Here is a 22,404-nt window from a genome sequence, read left to right as displayed (position 1 = left end):
TTGCGCCTGCGTTAGCGGGCGCAGGCACCGCCGATCAGCGCCTGTTCGTCGCAGCGACGACCGTTAGCCAGCTGACACATCCCGATGCGTGAACCGTCTAACTGACGCGAGAACGCCAGCGTGCCGCCTGCGCTGTTGCAGTTGGCTTCTGCCATGGACGACATCACGACGTGCGGCTGCACGTGCGCGGCGGTGGCCTGTTGCGGCGGTTCATTGTCGCTGTTGCTGCTGCAGGCAGAGAGTAACAGCGCTGCGCCGGCCAGCAGTAAAGTTGCGGCTTTCATCGGTCGGGCTCCGGGAGTGTGAGCGGAAAAGTCGCACCAGCATATGTCAGCAGCGGTGCGCGATCGATAGGCGACACAGCTTTTTACAAAATTTAATATCGTCGTTGGCAAGCAGAATTATCCTGATTGCAGCGTTTTGCCTCTTTTCTCTGCCTGTTCATAAAAAACATCAATCAATAAGGAGGAAGGATGTTAGCCGACATGCTCATCCGCATCGCATTAGCCGGAATACTGGGCGGACTGATTGGCCTGGAGCGCCAGATGCGCGCTAAAGAAGCGGGCCTGCGCACCCACATTCTGGTCGGCATTGGCAGCGCCATGTTCATGCTGGTGTCAAAATATGGCTTTGCCGATATGCTGACTAACGACCATGTGGCGCTGGATCCCAGCCGTATTGCGGCGCAGGTGGTCAGCGGCATGGGCTTTCTTGGCGCCGGCACCATCATCATTCAAAAGCAGATTGTGAAAGGCCTGACGACCGCCGCCGGCCTGTGGGTGACCGCCGCGATTGGCCTGGTGATCGGTAGCGGCATGTACGAAATCGGTATTTACGGCACGGTGCTGGCGCTGGTGGTGCTGGAAACGTTCCGCCGAATCAGCCACTGGCTGATTGGCCGCCATCACACTCTTATCGTCCATCTCAAAGCCAAAAGCGTACCGCTGGTGTTGCTGGTACTGCAGCGCGAAAATTTGCGCTATGGCCACATCGCTGTAGTCAATCGTAACGAAGAGAGCGGCCTGTGCGAGCTGAGCGTTGAGGTGACGTTGTCACGCAGATTTCCTATGCACAGCATTTATGACAAAGTGATGGAAATCAAAGGTGTGCAGTCGCTGGAAATGGTTTGACTGCGCTGGCGCTGGCGGGTTAACCGCTGCCGTGGAGGGAAGATAAAAAGCCCGGCACTGAAGGCCGGGCGGCTGGGTTAGCAGGGTTTGAGTTGTCCAATCGCCATTTCAACAGCGCGATTGGGCGCGCCGGTTAATTCCCGATAGCGCAGTTGCAGGTTCCGCAACTCGCTGGCCAGCACCTCTTTTTCGGTAGCGGCACCGCGCTGCGCCAGTTCCAGATAGCATTGCCCCACCAGCCGGCACGCCTCCTCAAACACCATATCGTACGTTTGCATTATTCCTCTCCTCACCTTTAAAAACTAAAAAAAGCGCTGAATCCATCCTGTCAGCGCAGTGAGAAGAAATCTTTACCCAGATCAATAAATATGCAGTTACCGCTGGCAAAATGTGCGCAATGGTAGCCGACTGCGGCGCTGCGTGATTAAGACGGATCCTTTTTGTCGTCATCGCTGGCGCTGCTCACACCGGTAATACCTTCCAGCGCCTGCTGGTTGATGACATCATCGGCGCTGTCAACCGCACGCGAAATCGTCAACAGATCCTGGAACTCGCTCAGCAGAATAGCGGCGTCCGACTTAAGCATATCGTCAGCCTCGGCTGACTCAATCACCATGTTGATGGCTTTGTTGGCGCTTTCAATAACTTCAGTGACACCGCCTTTCTTACTGACGGCAAGTACCAGCGCACCGATCAGCAGCGACTGAGCCTCAACGCGCGCGGTCAACTGCTTGGTGGTGGCATCAATTTGTGAAATCTTCGCCAGCATGCTTAACACAACATTTTTCATCGCTTATTCCTCCCTGGGGAAGCAGGCAGTGTACCGCTTGCCAAATCCGCGACAAACTAAAAATTGTGAATAGCGCAACAGGTCTCTGAGCGCGATCGCGCGGCGCACAGAGCGCATCACTGGCAAACCCATAAATCGTGCTGGAATTTGGCGCTGTAATCCGTACCATACGCCACAGACTTTTCCTGCTGACTGCGGTCAGCCGGCACCCATAAAGGCCAGCGCAGCGACCCACAGCGTGCGCGGACACGGTTAATGCAGGCCTGACCAGGGCCGCATCAACGCGACATCCGCAGCTGACCAGCGATCACCGAGACCGAAATTCATGTCTGAACATCAAGAAGTTAATAAAAAAGAGCAGTACAACCTGAACAAACTGCAGAAGCGCCTGCGCCGTAACGTCGGTGAAGCGATTGCGGATTTCAACATGATTGAGGAAGGCGATCGCATCATGGTGTGCCTGTCCGGCGGTAAAGACAGCTACACCATGCTGGAAATTCTGCGTAACCTGCAGCAGAGCGCGCCGGTCAACTTTTCGCTGGTGGCAGTGAATCTTGACCAGAAACAGCCGGGATTCCCGGCACACGTGCTGCCGGCTTACCTCGACACGCTGGGCGTGGAGTATCAGATCGTCAACGAAGACACTTACTCCATCGTTAAAGAAAAAATTCCGGAAGGCAAAACCACCTGCTCGCTCTGTTCACGCCTGCGTCGCGGCATTCTTTACCGTACCGCCACTGAACTGGGCTGCACCAAGATTGCCTTAGGTCACCATCGCGATGACATCCTGCAAACGCTGTTCCTCAACATGTTTTACGGCGGCAAGATGAAAGGCATGCCGCCAAAACTGATGAGCGATGACGGTAAACATATCGTGATTCGCCCGCTGGCCTACTGCCGCGAAAAAGATATCGTGCGATTCGCCGAAGCGCGCCAGTACCCTATCATTCCGTGCAACCTGTGTGGTTCACAGCCGAACCTGCAACGTCAGGTGGTTGCCGATATGCTGCGTGACTGGGACAAGCGCTATCCGGGCCGCATTGAAACCATGTTCAGCGCCATGCAGAACATCGTGCCATCACATATGGCTGATATTAATCTGTTTGATTTTAAAGGCATTAAGCATGGTGATGCGGTGGTTGACGGCGGGGACATTGGTTTTGATCGCGAATCGCTGCCAGCGCAGCCCGTCGGCTGGCAGGCTGACGAGGACGATCAGCCGGACCTGAGCGCTCGCCTCGACGTGCTGGAAATTAAATAACGCGGTGACTTTGCAACATAGAGGCGCGTCGCTGCGGCAACGCGCCTTTTTTATTAGCGGTGCGGTGGAGGATCGCTAATCGGCGGAAACTCAGGATCGTGCGGCGGCTCAGGCTCGGGAATCGGCTGCGGTTGCGGCACGGGTTCGGGAATCGGTGGCGGATCGGTCGGGATAGGTTCGCTGGCGTGAATCATGCGCATGCCGTTCTCCTGTTCGCTGAATGTCTGTTAAGCATAGGAAAGGATGCGGCAGCAAGCCAAACGGCAAAAAAAAAGCCGGCGGATAAGCCGGCGTCGTACGAATCAAATGTGCTATGCAGTAATTCAAAAAAAGGAAGTAAGACAATATGGAGCGCAACGCCCATCGCTTGACGTTGCATTCACCTGCGGGAGAGAGTTTGCCCCGGTTGGGCTATGCGCTTATTGATGTCGATCAGGTTTTTTCCGCTTTTCTCCCCTGCACCGCCACAATTACCCGTTCATGACCTGCAGATAACCCCCTGATAACATCACAGCCAGTTGCGGCGTTTCAGCCACAGCGCGACCCCCAGCACCATCACCAGTAACAACCCGCAGAACATGGTAAAGCCGTGCGGCCAGCTGCCACCGGGAATGCCGCCGAGATTGACGCCAAACAGCCCGGTGAGAAACGTGGCAGGCAGGAAAATCATCGCCATCAGCGACATGGTGTAAGTGCGCCGGTTCATGGATTCCGCCAGCAGCGAGGCCACTTCATCCGCCAGAATACCGGTACGCGCCACGCCCGCATTGAGGTCATCCAGTCCGCGCCCCAACCGGTCCGCGACATCCTGCATGCGGCGGCGATCGTCATCGCTCATCCACGGCAGTTTCTCGCTTGCCAGCCGCGCATAGACATCACGCTGCGGCGCCATATAGCGGCGCATCACGATCAGCTGTTTACGCAGCAGCGCCAGCTCTCCGCGCGCCGGGACCTGCTGGTCCATCAGCGCATCTTCCAGCGCGATAATTTTATCGTGCATCTCTTCAATGAATTCGCTGGCGTGGTCGGTGAGCGCATCGCAGACGTCCACCAGCCAGCTGCCGCCGTCCACCGGCCCGTTGCCGTTTTGCAGATCGGTCAGCACTTCATCGATGGCATACACTTTACGACGGCGGGTAGAAACAATCAGCTTGTCATTAATAAATACCCGCATCGCCACCAACTGGTCCGGGCGCGAATCGGCGTTATGATTCACGCTGCGCAGCACGATCATAAAGCCGTCACCGAGGCGCGTCACGCGCGGTCGCATGCTGTCACCGGCCAGCGCATCCCGCACCGCATCAGGAATCAGCGGCGTGTGCTGCAACCAGTCAGCGCTCTGCCGCTGGGTGTAGTTCAGATGCAGCCAGCAGTGACGCTCGCAGTTGATGACATCTTTATCTTCAATGGCGATAACGCCACCCTTGCCGTCGAACTGGCAGGCGACAATCGCATCCGACACCTGCAGCGCTTTTCCTTCAATGACGTTCACGTACTCGCCTCACTAACAAAAACAATACGATACAGTCTAGCGCGGCGCGGGACAGTTGCAATTACCAGGGTGTGAGTAAAAATGACAGCGCAACCGGGTCGTTCACCGCCCTCCGTGGCGGTTCAACGTCAGTGCTTCTCAATCCACAATTCCCGGCTGTAGGCAACGTCTTCCGGATTAGTGATGGGATAGCCCTTAACCCACGGCTTGATCAGCCGCCCGTTGGTGTACTGGTAGATCGGCGCAATCGGCGCCTGGTCAGCGATGATCTGCTCGGCTTTGTTGTAATCGGCATTGCGCGCCGCCACGCTGGTTTCATTGCTGGCCTTACTCAACACCGCATCATATTCCGCGTTACTGAAGCGGGAAATATTGCCGCTGTGGCTGGCGGTCAGCAGGCTGAGGAAGGTCGATGGCTCATTGTAATCGCCCACCCAGGAAGCGCGGATCACATCGAAATTACCGCTGTTGCGGCTGTCGATATAGGTTTTCCACTCCTGGTTCTGCAATGTCACGTCAACGCCGAGATTCTTTTTCCACATCGAGGCTACCGCAATCGCAATCTTCTGGTGACTTTCAGAGGTGTTATACAGCAGCGTCAGGTGCAGCGGTTTAGCCGGGCCGTAACCGGCGGCGGTCAGTAGGGCTTTGGCCTGCGCATTCAGTTCCTGCTGGCTGTGCTGCTGCAGATAGCTCTGCTGCGGCGTGAAGCCGGCAGTGACGTCCGGTGTGAAGTGCCAGGCCGGTTTCTCGCCGGTGCCCAGCACTTTTTCCGCGATAATGCGGCGGTCAATGCTCCATGACAGCGCCTTACGCACCCGCACATCCGCCGTCGGCCCTTTCTGGGTATTAAACGCGTAGTAGTAGGTGCCAAGCTGATCCGGCGTATACACCTGCCCCGGCAGCTCTTTTTTCAGCAGGCCGTACATATTTTTCGGGAAGGATTCCGTGATATCGATATCCCCGGCGCGGTAACGCTTGGTGGCGCTGGATTCTTCATTGATGGGAATAAAGGTCACTTTAGTCAGCACCGAATGGGCGTTATCCCAGTAGTGCGGGTTGCGCACCAGCACAATCTTTTCGTTAACCACGCGCTCCTGCAATTGATAAGCGCCATTGCCCACCAGTTTACCCGGCGCAGTCCAGCCATCGCCGTTTTGCGCGATGACCTTTTGCGGCACCGGGAACATGGCCACGTTAGCCACCATGCTGGGGAACCACGGTAGCGGACGTGACAATGTCACCTTCAGATGCGTCTCATCGGTCGCCACCACGCCCAGCTTGTCCGGGCTCATCTGCCCTTTGGTGATGGCTTCAGCATTCTCAATGCCGCTCAGCGCAGCAAACCAGGCAAAAGGCGAACTGTTTTTAGGATCGACCAGGCGTTGCCAGCTGTAGACAAAATCCTGTGCGGTCACCGGTTCACCGCTGGACCAGCGCGCATCTTTGCGCAAAGTAAACAGCCAGGTTTTATTGTCATTGCTGCTCCAGCTCTGCGCAACGCCCGGCACGATTTTGCCCTGCGCGTCCTGGTTGGTCAGCCCTTCAAACAGATCGCGCAGCACCTGAATCTCCGGCAGACCGACCGCTTTGAGCGGATCAAGCGAGGCCGGTTCATCTTTGATATGGCGCACGATTTCCTGGCTGCTGGCCAGTTGCGCCCCGGCAGGCACACTGGCGGCATAGGCGGATGAGAGAGCGCTGCTGATGATGAGCGCGGCCAGCGTGGTGCGGAAAGTTAGTTTCATCACGACTCCTTGACCCGAAAAAAGGGCGACGGCCAAACCAATGCGTCGCCAGCAACTTTTCGCACTTTATCGCAAATCGCTGATTGATAAATAGCTATTTCCCCGTCTGCTGTTTACCGTTATGTTGAGGCTGGATGGCAGCTCACAATTTTTGCGGCTGAACGCGATGCATGACAGAGAGGAAGGTTATGTCGACACACCACCCGCGCCCGCTGCGCGGTAAGCTGGACGCCGTCTGGCAACAGTATGGACATTCGGTGCTGGGTGCGCCGCTGCTGTGGTTTCCGGCATCAGCGGCCGACGAGGACAGCGGACTGATTATCGCCGGCACCCACGGCGATGAAAACGCGGCGGTAGCCACGCTCTCTGCCGCCATGCGCACGCTGCCGGACACATTGCGGCGTCATCATGTGATTCTGGCGGTCAATCCGGATGGCTGCCAGCTCGGGCTGCGCGCCAATGTCAACGGTGTCGATCTCAACCGCAACTTCCCTGCCGCCAACTGGCAAGCGGGCGATACCGTCTATCGCTGGAACAGCGTGGCCGACGCGCGCGATGTGCTGCTCTCAACCGGAAACGCGCCGGCGTCAGAGCCGGAAACCGCCGCACTATGCCAGCTGATTCATCGTATCCGGCCGCGCTGGGTCGTCTCCTGGCACGAACCGCTGGCCTGTATTGATGATCCGCACCACAGCCCGCTGGCCAGCTGGCTGGCGGAACAAACCGGTCTGCCGGTGGTGAGCAGCGTCGGCTACGCCACGCCGGGCTCGTTTGGCAGCTGGTGCGCCGATCTCAGTCTGCCCTGCATCACCGCCGAAATGCCCGCCATCTCGGTGGACGAAGCCACCGAGGTGTATCTTGATGCGATGATCAACCTGCTGCGCTGGCAGCCGTCGTCTTAAGCACGCCGTGCGAGAAGTGCAGCGACGGTTCCACATCGGCCGCCAGCCACGTCGGACCGTCGAGATCAGCAAACGTAGCCTGCGGCGTTAACGGTAACGCGGCGCGAATGGCGCGTGAGGTACACAACATACAGCCCAGCATGATGGCAAATCCCTGCGCGCGCGCGGCCGTGGCCAGCGCCAGCGCTTCGGTCAGCCCACCGGTTTTATCCAGTTTGATATTCACCATGTCGTAGCGCCCGTGCAGTGCTGCCAGACTGTCGCGCGTGTGGCAGCTCTCATCCGCACAGATCGGTAGCGGATGGATAAAATGGGCCAGCGCCGCATCCTGCGCGGCAGGCAGCGGCTGCTCCAGCATCGCCACCTGCAAATCCGCCAGCAGCTGGCAGCGCGCCGCCAGCCCTTCTGCCTGCCAGGATTCATTGGCATCGACGATCAGCGTGGCGTCCGGCACCGCACTGCGGATCGCCACCAGCCGTTCGCTGATCAGATGGTTATCCAGCTTAATTTTCAGCAGGCGCGCGCCGTGCTGCCACAGCGCCAGCGCGCTGCTGGCCATCGCTTCTGGCGTATCAATGCTGACGGTATGCGCCGTGACGATCTCCTGTGCCGGCACCGCTTCACACAGCGCCGCCAGGCTGGTGCGCTGCTGCTGGCGCTCCAGATCCCACAGCGCGCAATCAATCGCGTTGCGCGCGGCACCGGCCGGCAACGTCTGTTGCAGCGCCGCACGCGTCATGCCGTTTTGTAACGCACCAAGCTGTGAAGCAATCTGCTGCAGCACCGAAGCCTCACTTTCGCCATAGCGCGCATAGGGCGTGGCCTCGCCAATCCCTTTGAGGCCATCCTGCTCAATCTCCACCACCACCACGTGCGCCTCGGTGCGGCTGCCGCGCGAAATCACAAACGGCGAGTGCAGCGGCCAGGCTTCCGGATAACTTTTCACTGTTCTCATACTGACTCCTCAAATCCATGACGTCATAACGTGCTGGTGCAGCTCCACGTTGAATTAGGCTCGTAAACCCTTAAAATTTATGTCATAAACAAACGCTATACCTGTTCTGGTGGGGTTAACGCCAGATATTTCATCGTTAAAAGGAAATTGTATGTCGCAGAATGTTCACTTTCAGGGCAATCCGGTGCCGGTTGCCGGCCACTTCCCGCAGGCTGGCGAGCAGGCAAAACCGTTCAACCTGGTAGCGAAAGATCTCAGTGATGTGTCCCTTTCTCAGTATGCAGGCAAACGCAAAGTTCTGAACATTTTCCCAAGCATTGATACCGGCGTGTGCGCCGCGTCGGTGCGCAAATTCAACGAGCGTTCTGGCGAAGCTGACAACACCGTGGTGCTGTGCATCTCTGCCGATCTGCCTTTTGCGCAATCGCGCTTCTGCGGCGCCGAAAACGTCAACAACGTAGTGACGCTGTCTACGCTGCGCGGTGCAGAATTTATTGAAAATTACGGCGTCGCGATCGCCGATGGCCCGCTGAAAGGCCTGACTGCCCGCGCGGTGGTGGTGCTGGATGAGAACGATAAGGTGCTGTACAGCGAGCTGGTGAATGAAATCACCGAAGAGCCGAACTATGAAGCGGCACTGGCCGCGCTGAAGTAAGGCTATTGCTGATAAAAAAGCCGTCTGTCACAGACGGCTTGTTCATGCAGAACGCGGATTATTCGCCTTCGCTGCGTTTCTGACCGAGGCCATATTCGCGCAGCTTGTTGGCGATCGCGGTGTGTGACACCCCAAGGCGTTTCGCCAGTTTACGCGTGCTGGGATACGACAGATAGAGACGAGTCAGCACTGAACGCTCGAAACGGCTGGTGATTTCATCCAGCGACCCTTCCATTGCCTCTTCGCCCAGCGACACATCCAGCGCCTGCTCCGGTAGTACGATATCCTGCGGACGCAGTTCATAACCTTCAAGCTGCGTGAGCGCGCGATACAGCGCATTTTTCAACTGGCGCACGTTGCCCGGCCAGTTATAGCGCGTCAGGAACGGCGTCAGCTGCGGTGACAAACGCGGGCGCGGCAGTCCCTGCTCATCGGCGAAGCGCGCCACAAACATTTCGGTGAGCGGCAGAATATCCAGCGGACGTTCGCGCAGCGGCGGCAGATTCAGCGTCAGCACGTTCAGACGATAGAACAGGTCTTCGCGGAACTCGCCGCGCTGCACCAGCTCAATCAGATTCTTTTGCGTGGCGCAGATCACGCGCACATCCACATGCACTTCATGATCCTCGCCGACGCGGCGGAAGGTGCCATCGTTCAGGAAGCGCAGCAGTTTGGTCTGCATGCGCGGCGACATCTCGCCGATTTCATCCAGCAGCACCGAGCCGCCGTTCGCCTGCTCAAAGAAGCCCTTCTTCCCTTCCAGCGCGTTGGGATACGCGCCCGCCGCGTGACCAAACAGCTCGCTCTCAGCGACGTCATCCGGGATCGAGCCGCAGTTAAGCGCCAGGAACGGTTTTTTACCGCGTGCACTGCGCAGGTGGCAGGCGCGCGCCAGCATATCTTTACCGGTGCCGGTGTCGCCGACAATCAGCAGCGGCGCATCGTGCATCGCCAGTTTGCGCGCCTGGTCGATCACCTGACGCATTTTCGGCGTCACCGCCACGATGTGATCGAATTCGGAGTCATCGGTGACGCTGAGGTTCTGCAACTGCCGCCCCATGCGCGCGGTGGATTTCAGGGTGATCATCGCACCTACCGGCTGATCGTTCTGCTCATCTTCCTGAGCCAGATAGATCGGGCGCGCTTCCATGAGGAAATCACGCCCCTGTATCACCACATGCTGCGCCTGCGCGTCAACACGTTCACTCTCCAGCCAGCGCTGGAAATTAAAGCCGGCAATCAGCGTGCCGGCGTTCTGGTTACGGATCTTCTGTTCGTCGAGGTTAAACAGGTTCTGCGCCGCCGGATTCGCCAGTTCGACTTTACCTTTCAGGTCGAGGGAGAACACCGGCTCGGGCATCGCCACCAGCAGCGCGCTCAGCGCGCGATGTTCACGCTCAGACGGCATGAAAGACACGGTGCGAACGTCTGTCACGCCCGGTGTACGGCGAATCTCCGCCATCAGGTTGCTGAATGCGTCAAATTCCAGCGCAGAAAAGTTGAGGTAGATGCGGCCCAGCGAAGCAATTTCAATGCCGCGCAGGTCAATATTACGGGCAACCAGCAGGTCGAGTAGCTCGCGCGCCAGACCGATACGGTCCTGGCAGAAAACTTCCAAACGCATTGCGATGAGCCTTAGTCAGGTTTTGATTTTAGAGATAATACGCTAACTTGCAGCGCCTCAGAAGGGTTCTGTCATGAAAAGTTGACACTCTGAGGCAGGTGACGAAGAGAAGTGTAGCGGAACAACCAACAATAATCCCGCCAGAAAACACCCTGAGCACAGATAATTTTACCTTTCACGCCATCGGCAGCGTGAAAGGCAGACAAGGTGAGATTATTTAGCAGCCTGACCTGCTTTATCACCGCTTTTGGCCAGCGATTCTTTAAGCTGTCCCACCAGTTCACGGCGGAAATCGCCGAGCCGCGGTTTGTCCTCCGCCAGCCACGGCAGCGGACGGCATAATTCCATCGCTTTGATCCCCAGTCGGGCGGTGAGCAGCCCGGCACCGATGCCCTGCGCCGCACGCGCCGAGAGGCGGGCGGCGATGTCCTGCGACATCCAGTCCATACCCACTTCGCGCACCAGCTCTGACGCCCCGGCAAACGCCATATTCAGTAATACCAGCCGGAACAGCCGGATGCGACTGAAGTAGCCGAGCTCAATGCCGTAGATGGCCGCGATGCGGTTCACCAGCCGCAGGTTACGCCAGGCGATAAACGCCATGTCCACCAGCGCCAGCGGGCTGACGGCAATCATCAGCGTCGATTCTGCCGCGTGGCGGCTGATTTCGCGCCGCGCCTGCCGGTCCAGCACCGGCTGCACCAGCTGGGCATACAGCGTGACAATTTCGCGGTCGTTATGGGTTTCGTGCAGCGCCGCATGCCAGCGCTGCAGTGCCGGATGCGCCTGATCCAGCTGCGCCTGGCGCGCCAGCTTTTCACAGAACGCCCGGCCTTTGCCGATACCGTGGCTGGCCAGGAGTTCACGGCCCACGTCCCGCTCTTCCGCCCGCTGACGCAGACGATACAGCCGACGCCATTCGCCAATCAGCGCGCCCGCGCCGGCGGCGACAATCAGCCCACCGGCCACGCCGCTGCCCAGCGCAAACCAGTCGCGCGTCAGCCAGGCATCGTGCAGCCACTGGGCGCCCTGCGCCACCACGCTAATGCCAAAGATACCCAGCCCGACGCCCACCATTTTGCGCCACAGGCTGCGCTTAGGCCGCAGCGCGGCTTCCACCACTTTCTCGCCGGTGCCCTCTTCCAGCGGCTCCGCGTCAGGCGTCACCAGAAACCCCTGTTGCGCGTCGCTGCTAAAGGTGTGTGCCGCGCGCAGGGTCGGCTCCACAGGCTCCTGCAACGGGCGGGCAAAATCTATCCGTGGTTTGAGTGGCGTTTCATCGCTCATCGCAATTTATCTCCCAGTAAAAATTCCAGCGCAGCATCCATGCGGATATGCGGCAACGGCCGATCGACATCCAGCTGCTGCGGCCGGAACTGTTCAAACTGAAACCCCTGCTGGTGCCAGAAGCTGTTGCCCGGCAGGCGCGGCGGTACTTCGCCCGGGTAAAAGGTCAGCGGTTCACCGTCGGCGAGGCGATGACCGCGCAGCGCCGGTAATTTTTCTCCGCGATGATCCACCAGCCCGCTCTCGGTCGCCTGCACCGACGCCAGCCCCAGACAATCCATGCTGATGCCTTCGAACGCGGCATTCTGCCATGCGTCCTGCACCAACTGCTGCAGCAGCGACACCATATTGGCGTGCTGATCGGCGGTGATGTGATCGGCCTTGGTGGCGGCAAACAGCAACTTATCGATGACCGGCGAGAACAGACGGCGGAACAGCGTGCGCTGGCCATAGTGAAAACTTTGCATCAGTTGGGTGAGCGCCAGCCGCATGTCGTTGAACGCCTGCGGTCCACTGTTGAGCGGCTGCAGGCAATCGACCAGCACGATCTGGCGATCGAAGCGCAGGAAGTGATTTTTATAAAACCCTTTCACCACATGCTGACAGTAGTAGTGGAAACGCTGCTGCAGCATGGCGAAATTGCTGCCGGCCGGTGCCTGCAGCAGCTTGCCGGCCTGCTGTTCATCGACGTTGGGCCACGGGAAAAACTGCAGTGCCGGCGCGCCAGCCATGTCACCCGGCAACACAAAACGTCCCGGCTGGATGAAGTGCAATCCTTCGGTTTTGCACTGATGCAGGTAGTCGGTCCAGGCGGCTGCGATCTCCGCCAGGCGGTTTTCATCGGCGGGCGCGAACGGGTCGAGATCGGCGCTCAGGCTGTGCCAGCGCGCGGCCCACTGCTGCCGATCGCCCTGCAGCAGGCCGACCATCTGGCGTGACCAGCTGAGATAATCCTGCGCCAGCATCGGCAGATCGAGCAGCCACTCGCCGGGATAATCGACAATTTCGAGGTAAAGGGTGGCGGTATCTTTGAAATGGCGCAGCAGAGACTGATCCGGCCGGTAGCGCAGCGCCAGGCGCATCTCGCTGACGCCGCGCGTCGGGGTCGGCCACATCGGCGGTGTGCCGTACAGCTGGGCCAGCCCTTCGTCATAGGTAAAGCGCGGCGTACCCAGCTCTCGCTGGGGTACGCGCTTCACGCCCAGCAGCCGCTCTTCGCGCACCACGGAAAACAGCGGCAGACGCGCGCCGCTGTGGACATTGAGCAGCTGGTTAACCAGCGAGGTGATAAAGGCGGTTTTGCCGCTGCGGCTCAGGCCGGTGACGGCGAGGCGCAGATGACGATCCACGCCACGGTTCATCAGCCCCATCAACTCATTTTGCAGTCTTTTCATCGCTCTCCCTGATGAAACGTGCCGACAGGCGGTTAAACGCCTTACTCAGCAACGGTTCCAGGGCGGCCGCCAGCAACAGGCGCAGCGGACGGCGCGCCACCGATTTCACTGCCCAGCCGGCCAGGCCGCCGGGCGCATAGGTTACTGCACTGATGATGATGAATTTTCCCGCCGACTTCAACGCAGGCGTTGCGCGGCGGCGCAGAGCAGTTAAACGTTGCGTATGCATAGCGCCTCTCTTAGAGCAGCGGACCCGCTGACGGGCCCGCGACAGGGATTAAATCTGGCGGAAACGGCTGCGTACGCTGAAGGTTTCTGAGGTCACGTAACGCTCAATATCGCGTACGTTACGCTCATCCGCTGTGAGCGTGTTCTCCAGCTCATCCAGCAGTTCGCGCGCCGTTGGTGTGCGCTCAGAGGGTGCGTCCAGCGGTTTTTCATCCAGCACGTAGCCAAGGATAAAATAGGCGGTCACAGTGATCATAAACAGACCGAAAAACAGTGACAGCACCACAATCACACGCAGCAGTCGCACCGGAATATCCAGGTACTCGGCCAGCCCGGCACACACGCCGCGCACTTTGCCCTGCTGCGGAATACGCCACAGTTTGCGTCCGTTCATCATGGCTGCCTCCAGTTCGGGTGTTCGGCATCGAGGATCGCTTCCAGCGCTTCGACCCGGTCACGCATGCGGCGCGCTTCCTGCGTCAGCTGCTGCAGGCGCTGCAGGTCACCGGACGAAAGCGTCCCGCCGTTGCGTTTGTTGCTGTAGTGCAGCCATAACCAGATCGGTGCCACAAACAGCACGAAGATCGTTAACGGTATGGCCAGAAATAGTGCGCTCATTGACTCTCCTTTTTCAGTACACCCGGCAATCCGGGCCCGTTAGCAGGCCCGGGGCGATCACTCGCTGCGGTTCATTTTGGCTTTCAGCGCAGCCAGCTGCTGACTGATTTCGTCATCGGCTTTCAGGTCGGCAAACTGCTGGTCCAGCGTTTTGCTTTTGCCGAAGCGCTGGCTTTCCGCTTCTGCTTCCATGTGATCGATGCGACGTTCAAACGATTCGAAGCGTGCCATTGCCTCATCCAGCTTGCCGCTGTCAAGCTGACGACGCACATCGCGTGACGATGAAGCCGCCTGGTGACGCAGCGTCAGGGCCTGCTGGCGGGCGCGGGTTTCGCTGAGTTTTTTCTCCAGCTCGCCGATCTCGCCTTTCATGCGATCCAGCGTCTCTTCAACGTGGCTGGCTTCCTGCTGCAGCGCAGCGATCAGGTCGGTCAGCTTCTGTTTCTCAATCAGCGCCGAACGGGCTAAATCTTCTTTCTCTTTACTCAGCGCCAGCTCAGCTTTTTCCTGCCATTCGGCCTGCTGAATTTCGGCCTGCTCAATACGGCGCAGCAGCTGTTTCTTTTCTGCCAGCGCGCGGGCCGAGGTGGAACGCACTTCCACCAGCGTGTCTTCCATTTCCTGAATCATCAGGCGTACCAGTTTCTGCGGATCTTCGGCACGCTCCAGCAGCGAGTTGATGTTAGCGTTCACGATATCGGCGAAACGAGAAAAAATACCCATAATGATGTTCCTCTGGTTGTCATGTCTTTACGCCCATAACTAATACAAGATGCGTGCCAGTTTTTAATGTGCTGATTTTACTGGGTTTGACTGTTTTACACGAGCGGCGCAATCCGTTAAGGTAGTGAAATTAATTAATCAGTGGTGAATTTCATCATGGCAAACGGTAAAGACAATCTGCTGGGCGAGTCGAATAACTTTTTAGAGGTGCTGGAACAGGTATCGAAACTGGCGCCGCTGGAGAAACCGGTGCTGGTGACTGGCGAACGCGGTACCGGTAAAGAGCTGATTGCCAGCCGCCTGCACTACCTCTCCGACCGCTGGCAGGGGCCGTTTATTTCGCTCAACTGCGCCGCGCTGAATGAAAACCTGCTGGATTCCGAGCTGTTCGGCCATGAAGCCGGAGCCTTTACCGGTGCCCAGAAGCGCCACCTTGGCCGCTTTGAGCGCGCCGATGGTGGCACGCTGTTTCTGGATGAGCTTGCCACTGCGCCGATGCTGGTGCAGGAGAAACTGCTGCGGGTGATTGAGTATGGCCAGCTGGAACGCGTTGGCGGCAATCAGTCGCTGCAGGTTAACGTGCGGCTGGTGTGCGCCACCAACGAAGATCTGCCCGCGCTGGCCGCCGCCGGCCGTTTTCGCGCCGACCTGCTCGATCGCCTGGCGTTCGATGTCGTCCAGCTGCCACCGCTGCGCGAGCGCCGCAGCGATATCCTGGTGATGGCCGAGCATTTTGCCATTCAGATGTGCCGCGAGCTGGGCCTGGCGCTGTTTCCCGGCTTTAGCGAGCGCGCTCAGCTCACCCTGTTGCAGCACAGCTGGCCGGGCAACGTGCGTGAACTGAAAAACGTGGTGGAGCGCTCGGTGTACCGTCATCACAGCACCGAACAGGCGCTCGACACCATCATCATCAATCCGTTTGCGCCACGTAGCGCTCCTGCGGTAACTGAAGCGGAAGCAGAACAGCGTGAAAACGCCCTGCCGGCGCTGCCGCTGGATTTACGCCAGTGGCAAAACCAGCAGGAGCGCGCACTGGTCGAAGCCAGTCTGCAACAGGCGCGATACAACCAGCGCCGCGCCGCTGAACTGTTGCGCGTCACTTATCATCAGCTGCGTGCGATGATGAAAAAACACGGGATCGAAGCACAGTAGGGTTTAACTGACGGGTATCGCTGCGGCAGCTGTCAGTTTTGCACGCCGGGTTGTCAGCTATGCGTGAGCCGCGTCCGGCAGGTTACTGCAGACTACAGGCAGACCTCAAGGAGACCCCCATGCTGACTCAACCTGCTGAAAAATATCGCCCGTGGCCTGTCATCAATCTGGCGGATCGCCAGTGGCCGTCTCGCCAGATCACCCGCACGCCGCGCTGGCTCTCAACCGATTTGCGTGATGGCAATCAGGCGCTGGCCACGCCGATGGACAGCGCGCGCAAATTAGCATTCTGGCAACTGCTGCTGCGCTGCGGCTTTAAAGAGATTGAAGTGGCGTTTCCCGCCGCCTCGCAAACCGATTTTGATTTTGTGCGCCTGCTGATTGAACAGCAGCACATCCCTCACGACGTCACTATTCAGGTATTAACCCAGGCGCGCGGCGATTTAATCGATCGCACCTTTACAGCGCTGCGTGACGCGCCGCAGGCGATTGTCCATCTGTATAACGCCACCGCCCCGCTGTTCCGTGAGCGCGTATTTCGTCAGAGCAAAGCTGAGATCGTCGAGCTGGCCTGCGCCGCCGCGCGGCAAATCCGCGCACGCTGTGCGGCGCAGCCCGCCACACACTGGACCTTTCAGTACTCGCCGGAAACCTTCTGCTTTACCGAGCCGGAATTTGCGCTGGAAATCTGTGAAGCGGTCGCCGCCATCTGGCAGCCGGGACCGCAGCGGCCGATGATCATCAATCTGCCCGCCACGGTGGAAGTCAACACGCCCAACGTGTATGCCGACCAGATCGAGTATTTCTGTCGCCACTTCAGCCAGCGCTCGCAGGTGGCCATCAGTGTCCATCCGCATAACGATCGCGGCACCGGCACCGCCTGCGCCGAGCTGGCGCTGCTGGCCGGGGCCGATCGCGTTGAAGGCTGTCTGTTTGGTAACGGCGAGCGCACCGGCAACGTCGATCTGGTGACGCTGGCGCTGAATCTCTATACCCAGGGCGTGACGCCTGAGCTGGACTTTAGCGATATGCGCGAGGTGCTGGAAGTGGTGACGCGCTGTAACCAGCTGCCGGTGCATCCACGCCATCCTTACGCCGGCGAACTGGTGTTCACCGCCTTCTCCGGCTCACATCAGGATGCCATTCGCAAAGGCTTTGCCGAACGCAGCGCGCGTAATGAAGTGGTATGGCAAATGCCCTACCTGCCGCTCGATCCGCTGGACATCGGCTGCAGCTATGAAGCGGTGATCCGCGTGAACAGCCAGTCCGGTAAAGGCGGTGCCGCCTGGCTGCTGGAACAAAATCACGGCCTGCAACTGCCGCGCGGCCTGCAGCAGGATTTCAGCCGCTGCGTGCAGCAGCAGACCGATGCTCACGGCCAGGAGATGACGCACCACGCGCTGTGGCAGCTGTTCTGTCAGCAGTACGGCCTGCAACAGCCACGGTGTCGCCTGCTGCAGGCGGAGAGCCATAGCGATGATCAGGGCGAGACGCGGATTAAAGTGCGCCTGCAGCAGGGCCCGCAGCAGCTGACCCTGGAAGGGCGCGGCAACGGACTGCTGTCAGCAGCGGTCGCCGCGCTGCGTCAGCGCTACGATCTGGCCGTAACCATTGAGGATTACCATGAACACACGCTGGGCAAACGCAGCGACAGCCGTTCGGTGTGCTATATCAGCTGCATCACGCCGCGTGGCGAGCGTGCGTGGGGCGTGGGTATTGATAATGACGTGACGCGCGCCTCGCTGCAGGCATTGCTTAACGCGGCGGGCGCTTTTCTGCCGCCGGAAAGTAGTTCGCTGGCGTAACGCCCAGCACACGGCGAAACATGGCGCTGAAGGCGCTCGGGCTGTCATAACCGAGATCGAGCGCCACGGCCAGCACCGTATCGCCCTGCGCCAGCCGGGTCAGCGCCACGCTCAGCCGGGCACGCCGCAGCCAGTCGCTAAACTGCAAACCGGTTTCGCGACTGAAATGGCGCGCCAGCGTGCGTTCCGCCACACACAGCTGCGCTGCCGCGCGCGCCAGCGTCCAGCTCTCGCCCGGCGCCTGCTGAATCTGCTGGCACAGCGCCAGCAGCCGGTCGCTGTGTGGCAGTGGCAGGCCAAACGGCAGCACGTCCATCACGCGAATTTCATCGAGAATCAGCTCGTAAATGCGCTCGGCGCGACTGCCAGACGCGTAATGCTCCGGCAGCGTGAGCGCGCTGACAATCAGCTCCCGCAGCAGCGGCGATATCTGCACCACCTGACAGCTGGCGGGCAGATCGGCGCGCGCCAGCGGATCGACAAACAGCGTGCGCGCCGCCACGCTGCCAACGATGTGCAGCGCATGACGCGTGCCGGCCGGCAGCCACACGCCGCGGCTGGGCGGCACAATCCAGCTGCCGTGTTGTGTTTCCACTTTCACCACGCCGCTCAGGGTATGGATCAGCTGCGCGCAGTGGTGATAGTGCCACGGCTCCGCATCGCCGTGCGCGTAATCGTGCGCATACGGCACCAGCGGACGCTGAGAGAAGTCAAAGTCGAGCCGCTGACTCATTTAGCGTTTCAGGTACTGATAAACCGCCGCCAGATCCTGCTCGCCGTAACCGGCATCGACCGCCTGCTGCCAGACATCGACGATGTTTTCCAGCGCCGGCAGTGAGGCGTCGCCAGCGGCGTCCAGCGCCAGCCGCGCATCCTTCAGCGCCCAGACCAGATGCATCTGCGGCGTAAAGTCGCCGCTGGCAATCATGCCGAGTTTCATTTTGGCGTACGGGGCTGCCAGCGGACCGCCCTCCAGCACCTGCCAGAGATCGTCGGTAGTGAAACCAAACTGCTCTGCCAGCCGGGTGCTTTCGGCAAGACTCTGCATCAGGCCAATCAGCCAGCTATTCACCACCAGCTTCATGCGCGAGCTGGCACCGGCGGCCCCCAGCCACTGCGTCCCTTTACCAATTGCGGCAAACACCTGCTCCGCCGCCTGGGCACGCTGCCGGTCGCCGCTGGCCATCACCAGAATCTGCGCGTTCTCCGCCGGCGCTTTGGTACCGGAGACCGGCGCATCAATAAACACCACGTCCGGCCGTGCGGCCGCCAGCCCGGCGATCAGCGCGTCGGTCGCTTCAACACCGATGGTGCCCATCTGCGCCACGGTAGCGCCCTGCTGCAGCGCGTTTTTCACCTGGTTTAGCGTGGCGCGCGTGGTAGCGCCGTCCGCCAGCATGGCAATCACCACGTCTGCGCCTTCCACAGCCTGCGCGGCGCTGTCGCTCAGCGTCAGGCCTGCGGCCACCAGATCTTCACCTTTGGCACGGGTGCGGTTCCAGCCGCGCACGGTAAAGCCCTTCTTCAACAGATTGGCGGCAAATGCGTGTCCCATCGCGCCTAATCCCAGTACCGCCACTACAGGTTGCTGATTCATGTTTTCTCCTTCTTCTTACCGCAGGCAAAACGATCACACTGACAGAAATTGGGGCTGACAGCCAGGCCAGAGGTGCGGTGAAAGGACATTTTTCACGCCACACTTAACAGGGTTCCGCCCTACTATTAACGCTTTTCAAACCCGCGCTAAAACGATTAACATACGCGCGATAAATGTCCCGATTGGTTCATTTCACGTCTTTTTACGGTTTATTAAAATGAAAATTGCTCTTTTGCGACAGGCGCCGTTGCTGATGCTGCCTGCACTCCTGCCGCTGCCGTTATTAGCGGCGGACAATGCCAGCAATACCCTGGTGGTGAGCGCCGCGCCCGCGGCCAGTGGACTCTCCGAGCTGGATACCCCGGCGGCGGTCAGCGTTGTCAGCGGCGACGATATGCGCCACGCCGCACCGCGCGTTAACCTGTCTGAAAACCTCACCAGCGTGCCCGGTCTGCAAATCCAGAACCGACAGAATTATGCGCAGGATCTGCAGATTTCAGTGCGCGGCTTTGGATCGCGTTCCACCTTCGGCGTACGTGGCATCCGAATGTACGTCGACGGCATTCCGGCCAGCATGCCGGATGGCCAGGGGCAAACCTCGAATATCGATATCGGTTCCATCGATCGCGTGGAAGTGCTGCGCGGCCCGTTTTCCGCGCTGTACGGCAACGCATCGGGCGGCGTCATCAATGTGGAAACCCAGCGCGGCCAGCAGCCGACTACGCTGGAAGCCAGCAGCTGGTACGGCAGCTACGGCAGCTGGCGCAACAGCGTGAAAGCGAGCGGTGCCACCGGTGATGGCAGCCACACCGGCGATGTTGACTATACGGTGTCGGCTTCGCGCTTCACCACGCACGGCTATCGCGACCACAGCGCCGCGCAGAAAAACCTCGGCAATGCCAGGCTTGGCGTGCGCATTGACGATGTCAGCACCCTGACGCTGCTGTTCAACAGCGTTCACGTTGAGGCGCAGGATCCGGGCGGCCTGACGCCAGCACAGTGGCATGATAATCCGCGCCAGGTGGCCAGCAACGTCACGCTGTACAACGCGCGCAAAACCGTTGATCAGACCCAGGCGGGTCTGCACTACCAGCGCCAGATGAGCGATAACGACGACCTCAGCGTGATGCTCTATGCCGGTGAGCGCGAAACCACCCAGTATCAGTCCATCCCGCTGGCGACTCAGCTGAAAGCCGGCTATCCCGGTGGTGTCATTTCACTGGCGCGCCACTACCAGGGCATTGATACGCGCTGGACGCACCGCGCTACGCTGTTGACGCTGCCGGTGACCCTGACCGGCGGCCTCGACTATGAGACCATGAGCGAGAAACGCAAAGGCTATCAGAACTTTACCCGCAGTGATGGTGCCACCGACTACGGCGTGCAGGGTGATCTGCGCCGCAACGAGCGCAACCTGATGTGGAACCTCGATCCCTATCTGCAGACCGCGTGGCAGCTGAGCGATCGCTGGTCGCTGGACGCCGGCGTGCGCTTCAGCACGGTCAATTTCGATGCTAACGACTATTACGTGACCGCCAGCGATCCGGATGACAGCGGCAATCGCCGCTATCACCGCTGGCTGCCTGCGGCCTCGCTCAAATACGCGATTAATGATGGCTGGAACGCCTATGTTTCCGCTGGTCGCGGCTTTGAAACGCCGACGCTCAATGAACTCTCCTACCGCGCGGCGGATCAGGCCGGGCTCAATCTCAACCTGCAGCCGGCCACCAGCAATACCGTGGAGCTCGGCAGCAAAAAACGCCTCGGCAACGGCCTGCTGACCGCTGCGCTGTTTCAGACCGATACCAAAAACGAGATCGTGTCAGACAGCAGTTACGAAGGCCGCACCAGCTACAAAAACGCCGGTGAGACGCGCCGCCGAGGCCTGGAACTCGGACTCGATCAGCAGTTTGGCTATGACTGGCACCTGAAAGCCGCGTGGACGCTGCTCGACGCGCGCTACCGCAGTAACGCCTGCGGCAGCGACAGCTGTGACGGCAAGCGCATCCCCGGTATTGCACGCAATATGGCTTACGCCGGACTGGCCTACGCGCCGGAGCAAGGCTGGTATGCCGGCGGCGACCTGCGCTACCTGAGCGACATTGCGGCCAACGACCAGAATGATGTCAAAGCGCCGGCGTATACGGTGGTGGGACTGAACAGCGGCTATAAATGGCTGGTGCAGAACTGGACGCTGGATCTGTTTGGCCGTGTGGATAATCTGCTCGACCGCCACTATATCGGCTCGGTCATCGTTAATGAGAGCAATGGCCGGTATTACGAACCCGCACCGGGGCGTAATTACAGCGTCGGCCTGACGCTAAGCTACGCTTTCCAGTAATCTAAATGGGGCACCGGCGCACGTCGGTGCCTTATTCAGGTGCGATAACGCGCTGAGCCGACAAATTTCGAAAATTGCTCACTCCAGATTTGTACGGCACAATATTCCTGCGGATCGATGCCTTCCGGCAGCGATTTAATAAAATCACCAAAGTTATTTAAATCGCCAATTAACGCCGATTGATGTTTTATTTGCAGAAATGAGTGCTGATCAAACGCCTGAGTTTTGGTGAGGTAAATTTTATAGTGTGGACCGGGGGCAATTTCCCCCTCAAAGGCGATGACGTTTTCATTGAGATAGACCTTGCCGCTGGCCCAGTACAGCGCATCACTGCCCGGCTGATGGCGATCAAACTCACCGCTATATAGTGCTTGCTGTTTCACCAGATTAACCTCCTTTTGCGTGGCATTTACTTCCGCGGTAATTAACGGTGACAGCACCAGACCTAAGGTAATACCGGTGCCCAGAAAAAACAGGCTGGCGATGAGATAAAGCACGTTTAATTTTTTTAGCATCCCTACCTCCCTGCAGCAGAATAGCGCTGTATTTCTCTACCCGATCCTGCTGCTCACTGGTGTTAATAAAAACGTAAAGTCAGGCTAAATATTGGTTATCGTGTTGCTGTGCATACTGTGACAGTAACCAGCGCTGTTACAACCAACTCTCAACGGCGGCAGGGAAAGCGAGGCGCAGCAGAATAAC

The 22,404-nt window shown here is 59.1% G+C and carries 24 protein-coding genes; 7 read left to right on the top strand and 17 right to left on the bottom strand.

Annotation, left to right across the window (positions count from 1 at the left end):
• Nucleotides 1-11: 11 nt before the first annotated feature.
• On the bottom strand, nt 12-284 hold the full coding sequence (locus F3J41_RS04995) for a DUF333 domain-containing protein (protein ID WP_021506124.1): 273 nt from the start codon (nt 282-284) through the stop codon (nt 12-14).
• Nucleotides 285-473: 189 nt separating this feature from the next.
• Between F3J41_RS04995 and F3J41_RS04990 the strand changes: the two genes are divergently transcribed.
• Nucleotides 474-1,130 (top strand): MgtC/SapB family protein, encoded by a 657-nt coding sequence (locus F3J41_RS04990; RefSeq protein ID WP_021506125.1) that lies wholly within the window; start codon nt 474-476, stop codon nt 1,128-1,130.
• A 77-nt stretch (nt 1,131-1,207) separates the two neighbouring features.
• Here F3J41_RS04990 and F3J41_RS04985 read toward each other — a convergent pair whose 3' ends face one another.
• Nucleotides 1,208-1,408, bottom strand: a complete 201-nt coding sequence (locus F3J41_RS04985) for a DUF2767 family protein (protein WP_010618426.1) — start codon at nt 1,406-1,408, stop codon at nt 1,208-1,210.
• 146 nt (nt 1,409-1,554) lie between these two features.
• The gene (iraP, locus tag F3J41_RS04980) at nt 1,555-1,920 is read right to left on the bottom strand and encodes an anti-adapter protein IraP (protein WP_010618425.1); all 366 of its coding nucleotides are present in this window, start codon (nt 1,918-1,920) and stop codon (nt 1,555-1,557) included.
• A gap of 325 nt (nt 1,921-2,245) precedes the next feature.
• Between iraP and ttcA the strand changes: the two genes are divergently transcribed.
• Nucleotides 2,246-3,181, top strand: a complete 936-nt coding sequence (gene ttcA, locus F3J41_RS04975; RefSeq protein ID WP_021506126.1) for a tRNA 2-thiocytidine(32) synthetase TtcA — start codon at nt 2,246-2,248, stop codon at nt 3,179-3,181.
• Between the two features lie 53 nt (nt 3,182-3,234).
• Here ttcA and F3J41_RS04970 read toward each other — a convergent pair whose 3' ends face one another.
• From F3J41_RS04970 to F3J41_RS04960, 3 genes are all read right to left on the bottom strand, one after another.
• On the bottom strand, nt 3,235-3,381 hold the full coding sequence (locus F3J41_RS04970; protein WP_021506127.1) for a hypothetical protein: 147 nt from the start codon (nt 3,379-3,381) through the stop codon (nt 3,235-3,237).
• A 308-nt stretch (nt 3,382-3,689) separates the two neighbouring features.
• Complete coding sequence (zntB, locus tag F3J41_RS04965; protein WP_021506128.1) at nt 3,690-4,673, bottom strand: zinc transporter ZntB; 984 nt, start codon at nt 4,671-4,673, stop codon at nt 3,690-3,692.
• 128 nt (nt 4,674-4,801) lie between these two features.
• Nucleotides 4,802-6,421, bottom strand: coding sequence for an ABC transporter substrate-binding protein (locus tag F3J41_RS04960; protein ID WP_021506129.1), 1,620 nt, complete (start codon nt 6,419-6,421; stop codon nt 4,802-4,804).
• Between the two features lie 188 nt (nt 6,422-6,609).
• Here F3J41_RS04960 and mpaA point away from each other — a divergent pair, with 188 nt between their 5' ends.
• Nucleotides 6,610-7,323, top strand: a complete 714-nt coding sequence (gene mpaA, locus F3J41_RS04955) for a murein tripeptide amidase MpaA (RefSeq protein WP_166710110.1) — start codon at nt 6,610-6,612, stop codon at nt 7,321-7,323.
• Here mpaA and ycjG read toward each other — a convergent pair.
• Nucleotides 7,292-8,278, bottom strand: a complete 987-nt coding sequence (ycjG, locus tag F3J41_RS04950; protein ID WP_166710108.1) for an L-Ala-D/L-Glu epimerase — start codon at nt 8,276-8,278, stop codon at nt 7,292-7,294. The two genes, mpaA and ycjG, sit on opposite strands and share 32 nt — an antisense overlap.
• A 151-nt stretch (nt 8,279-8,429) precedes the next feature.
• Here ycjG and tpx point away from each other — a divergent pair, with 151 nt between their 5' ends.
• Nucleotides 8,430-8,933, top strand: coding sequence for a thiol peroxidase (gene tpx, locus F3J41_RS04945; RefSeq protein ID WP_058780606.1), 504 nt, complete (start codon nt 8,430-8,432; stop codon nt 8,931-8,933).
• 58 nt (nt 8,934-8,991) lie between these two features.
• On the opposite strand, the gene tyrR is transcribed toward tpx, so the two are convergent.
• The 7 genes from tyrR to pspA all read right to left on the bottom strand — a co-directional run bounded on the left by tyrR (nt 8,992) and on the right by pspA (nt 14,807).
• Nucleotides 8,992-10,557: a transcriptional regulator TyrR gene (tyrR, locus tag F3J41_RS04940; RefSeq protein WP_021506133.1), complete on the bottom strand. Its 1,566-nt coding sequence runs from the start codon at nt 10,555-10,557 to the stop codon at nt 8,992-8,994.
• Nucleotides 10,558-10,770: 213 nt separating this feature from the next.
• The gene (locus F3J41_RS04935) at nt 10,771-11,844 is read right to left on the bottom strand and encodes a YcjF family protein (protein WP_166710106.1); all 1,074 of its coding nucleotides are present in this window, start codon (nt 11,842-11,844) and stop codon (nt 10,771-10,773) included.
• On the bottom strand, nt 11,841-13,238 hold the full coding sequence (locus F3J41_RS04930; protein WP_166710105.1) for a YcjX family protein: 1,398 nt from the start codon (nt 13,236-13,238) through the stop codon (nt 11,841-11,843). The genes F3J41_RS04935 and F3J41_RS04930 overlap by 4 nt, the downstream gene beginning before the upstream one ends.
• Nucleotides 13,219-13,467: a phage shock protein PspD gene (gene pspD, locus F3J41_RS04925; protein ID WP_021506136.1), complete on the bottom strand. Its 249-nt coding sequence runs from the start codon at nt 13,465-13,467 to the stop codon at nt 13,219-13,221. Before pspD ends, F3J41_RS04930 begins: the two co-directional genes overlap by 20 nt.
• 48 nt (nt 13,468-13,515) lie before the next feature.
• Nucleotides 13,516-13,863 (bottom strand): envelope stress response membrane protein PspC, encoded by a 348-nt coding sequence (gene pspC / locus F3J41_RS04920; RefSeq protein WP_058758492.1) that lies wholly within the window; start codon nt 13,861-13,863, stop codon nt 13,516-13,518.
• On the bottom strand, nt 13,860-14,084 hold the full coding sequence (gene pspB, locus F3J41_RS04915) for an envelope stress response membrane protein PspB (RefSeq protein ID WP_021506138.1): 225 nt from the start codon (nt 14,082-14,084) through the stop codon (nt 13,860-13,862). Before pspB ends, pspC begins: the two co-directional genes overlap by 4 nt.
• 57 nt (nt 14,085-14,141) lie before the next feature.
• Nucleotides 14,142-14,807, bottom strand: coding sequence for a phage shock protein PspA (gene pspA / locus F3J41_RS04910; protein ID WP_058758491.1), 666 nt, complete (start codon nt 14,805-14,807; stop codon nt 14,142-14,144).
• Between the two features lie 156 nt (nt 14,808-14,963).
• Between pspA and pspF the strand changes: the two genes are divergently transcribed.
• Together pspF and leuA are read left to right on the top strand one after the other, a co-directional pair.
• Complete coding sequence (gene pspF / locus F3J41_RS04905) at nt 14,964-15,959, top strand: phage shock protein operon transcriptional activator (protein ID WP_058774762.1); 996 nt, start codon at nt 14,964-14,966, stop codon at nt 15,957-15,959.
• Between the two features lie 119 nt (nt 15,960-16,078).
• Entirely contained in the window at nt 16,079-17,764 is a 1,686-nt protein-coding gene (gene leuA, locus F3J41_RS04900) for a 2-isopropylmalate synthase (RefSeq protein ID WP_166710103.1), read from the top strand.
• On the opposite strand, the gene F3J41_RS04895 is transcribed toward leuA, so the two are convergent.
• Nucleotides 17,715-18,497, bottom strand: coding sequence for a helix-turn-helix transcriptional regulator (locus tag F3J41_RS04895; protein WP_021506142.1), 783 nt, complete (start codon nt 18,495-18,497; stop codon nt 17,715-17,717). The two genes, leuA and F3J41_RS04895, sit on opposite strands and share 50 nt — an antisense overlap.
• Nucleotides 18,498-19,361 carry an NAD(P)-dependent oxidoreductase gene (locus tag F3J41_RS04890; protein ID WP_166710101.1) on the bottom strand — a complete coding sequence of 288 codons (864 nt, stop codon included), beginning with the start codon at nt 19,359-19,361 and terminating at the stop codon, nt 18,498-18,500.
• Nucleotides 19,362-19,578: 217 nt separating this feature from the next.
• Here F3J41_RS04890 and pqqU point away from each other — a divergent pair, with 217 nt between their 5' ends.
• Entirely contained in the window at nt 19,579-21,702 is a 2,124-nt protein-coding gene (gene pqqU / locus F3J41_RS04885; protein WP_211075040.1) for a TonB-dependent receptor PqqU, read from the top strand.
• Between the two features lie 35 nt (nt 21,703-21,737).
• Here pqqU and F3J41_RS04880 read toward each other — a convergent pair whose 3' ends face one another.
• Complete coding sequence (locus F3J41_RS04880) at nt 21,738-22,217, bottom strand: DM13 domain-containing protein (protein WP_058769739.1); 480 nt, start codon at nt 22,215-22,217, stop codon at nt 21,738-21,740.
• Nucleotides 22,218-22,404: the final 187 nt, after the last annotated feature.

This window comes from Pantoea sp. Ap-870, assembly GCF_011752515.1.
Lineage (GTDB): Bacteria > Pseudomonadota > Gammaproteobacteria > Enterobacterales > Enterobacteriaceae > Pantoea > Pantoea dispersa.
The sequence above is the reverse complement of the archived record's forward strand: the minus strand, read 5'-3'. Positions and strand labels throughout refer to the sequence as shown.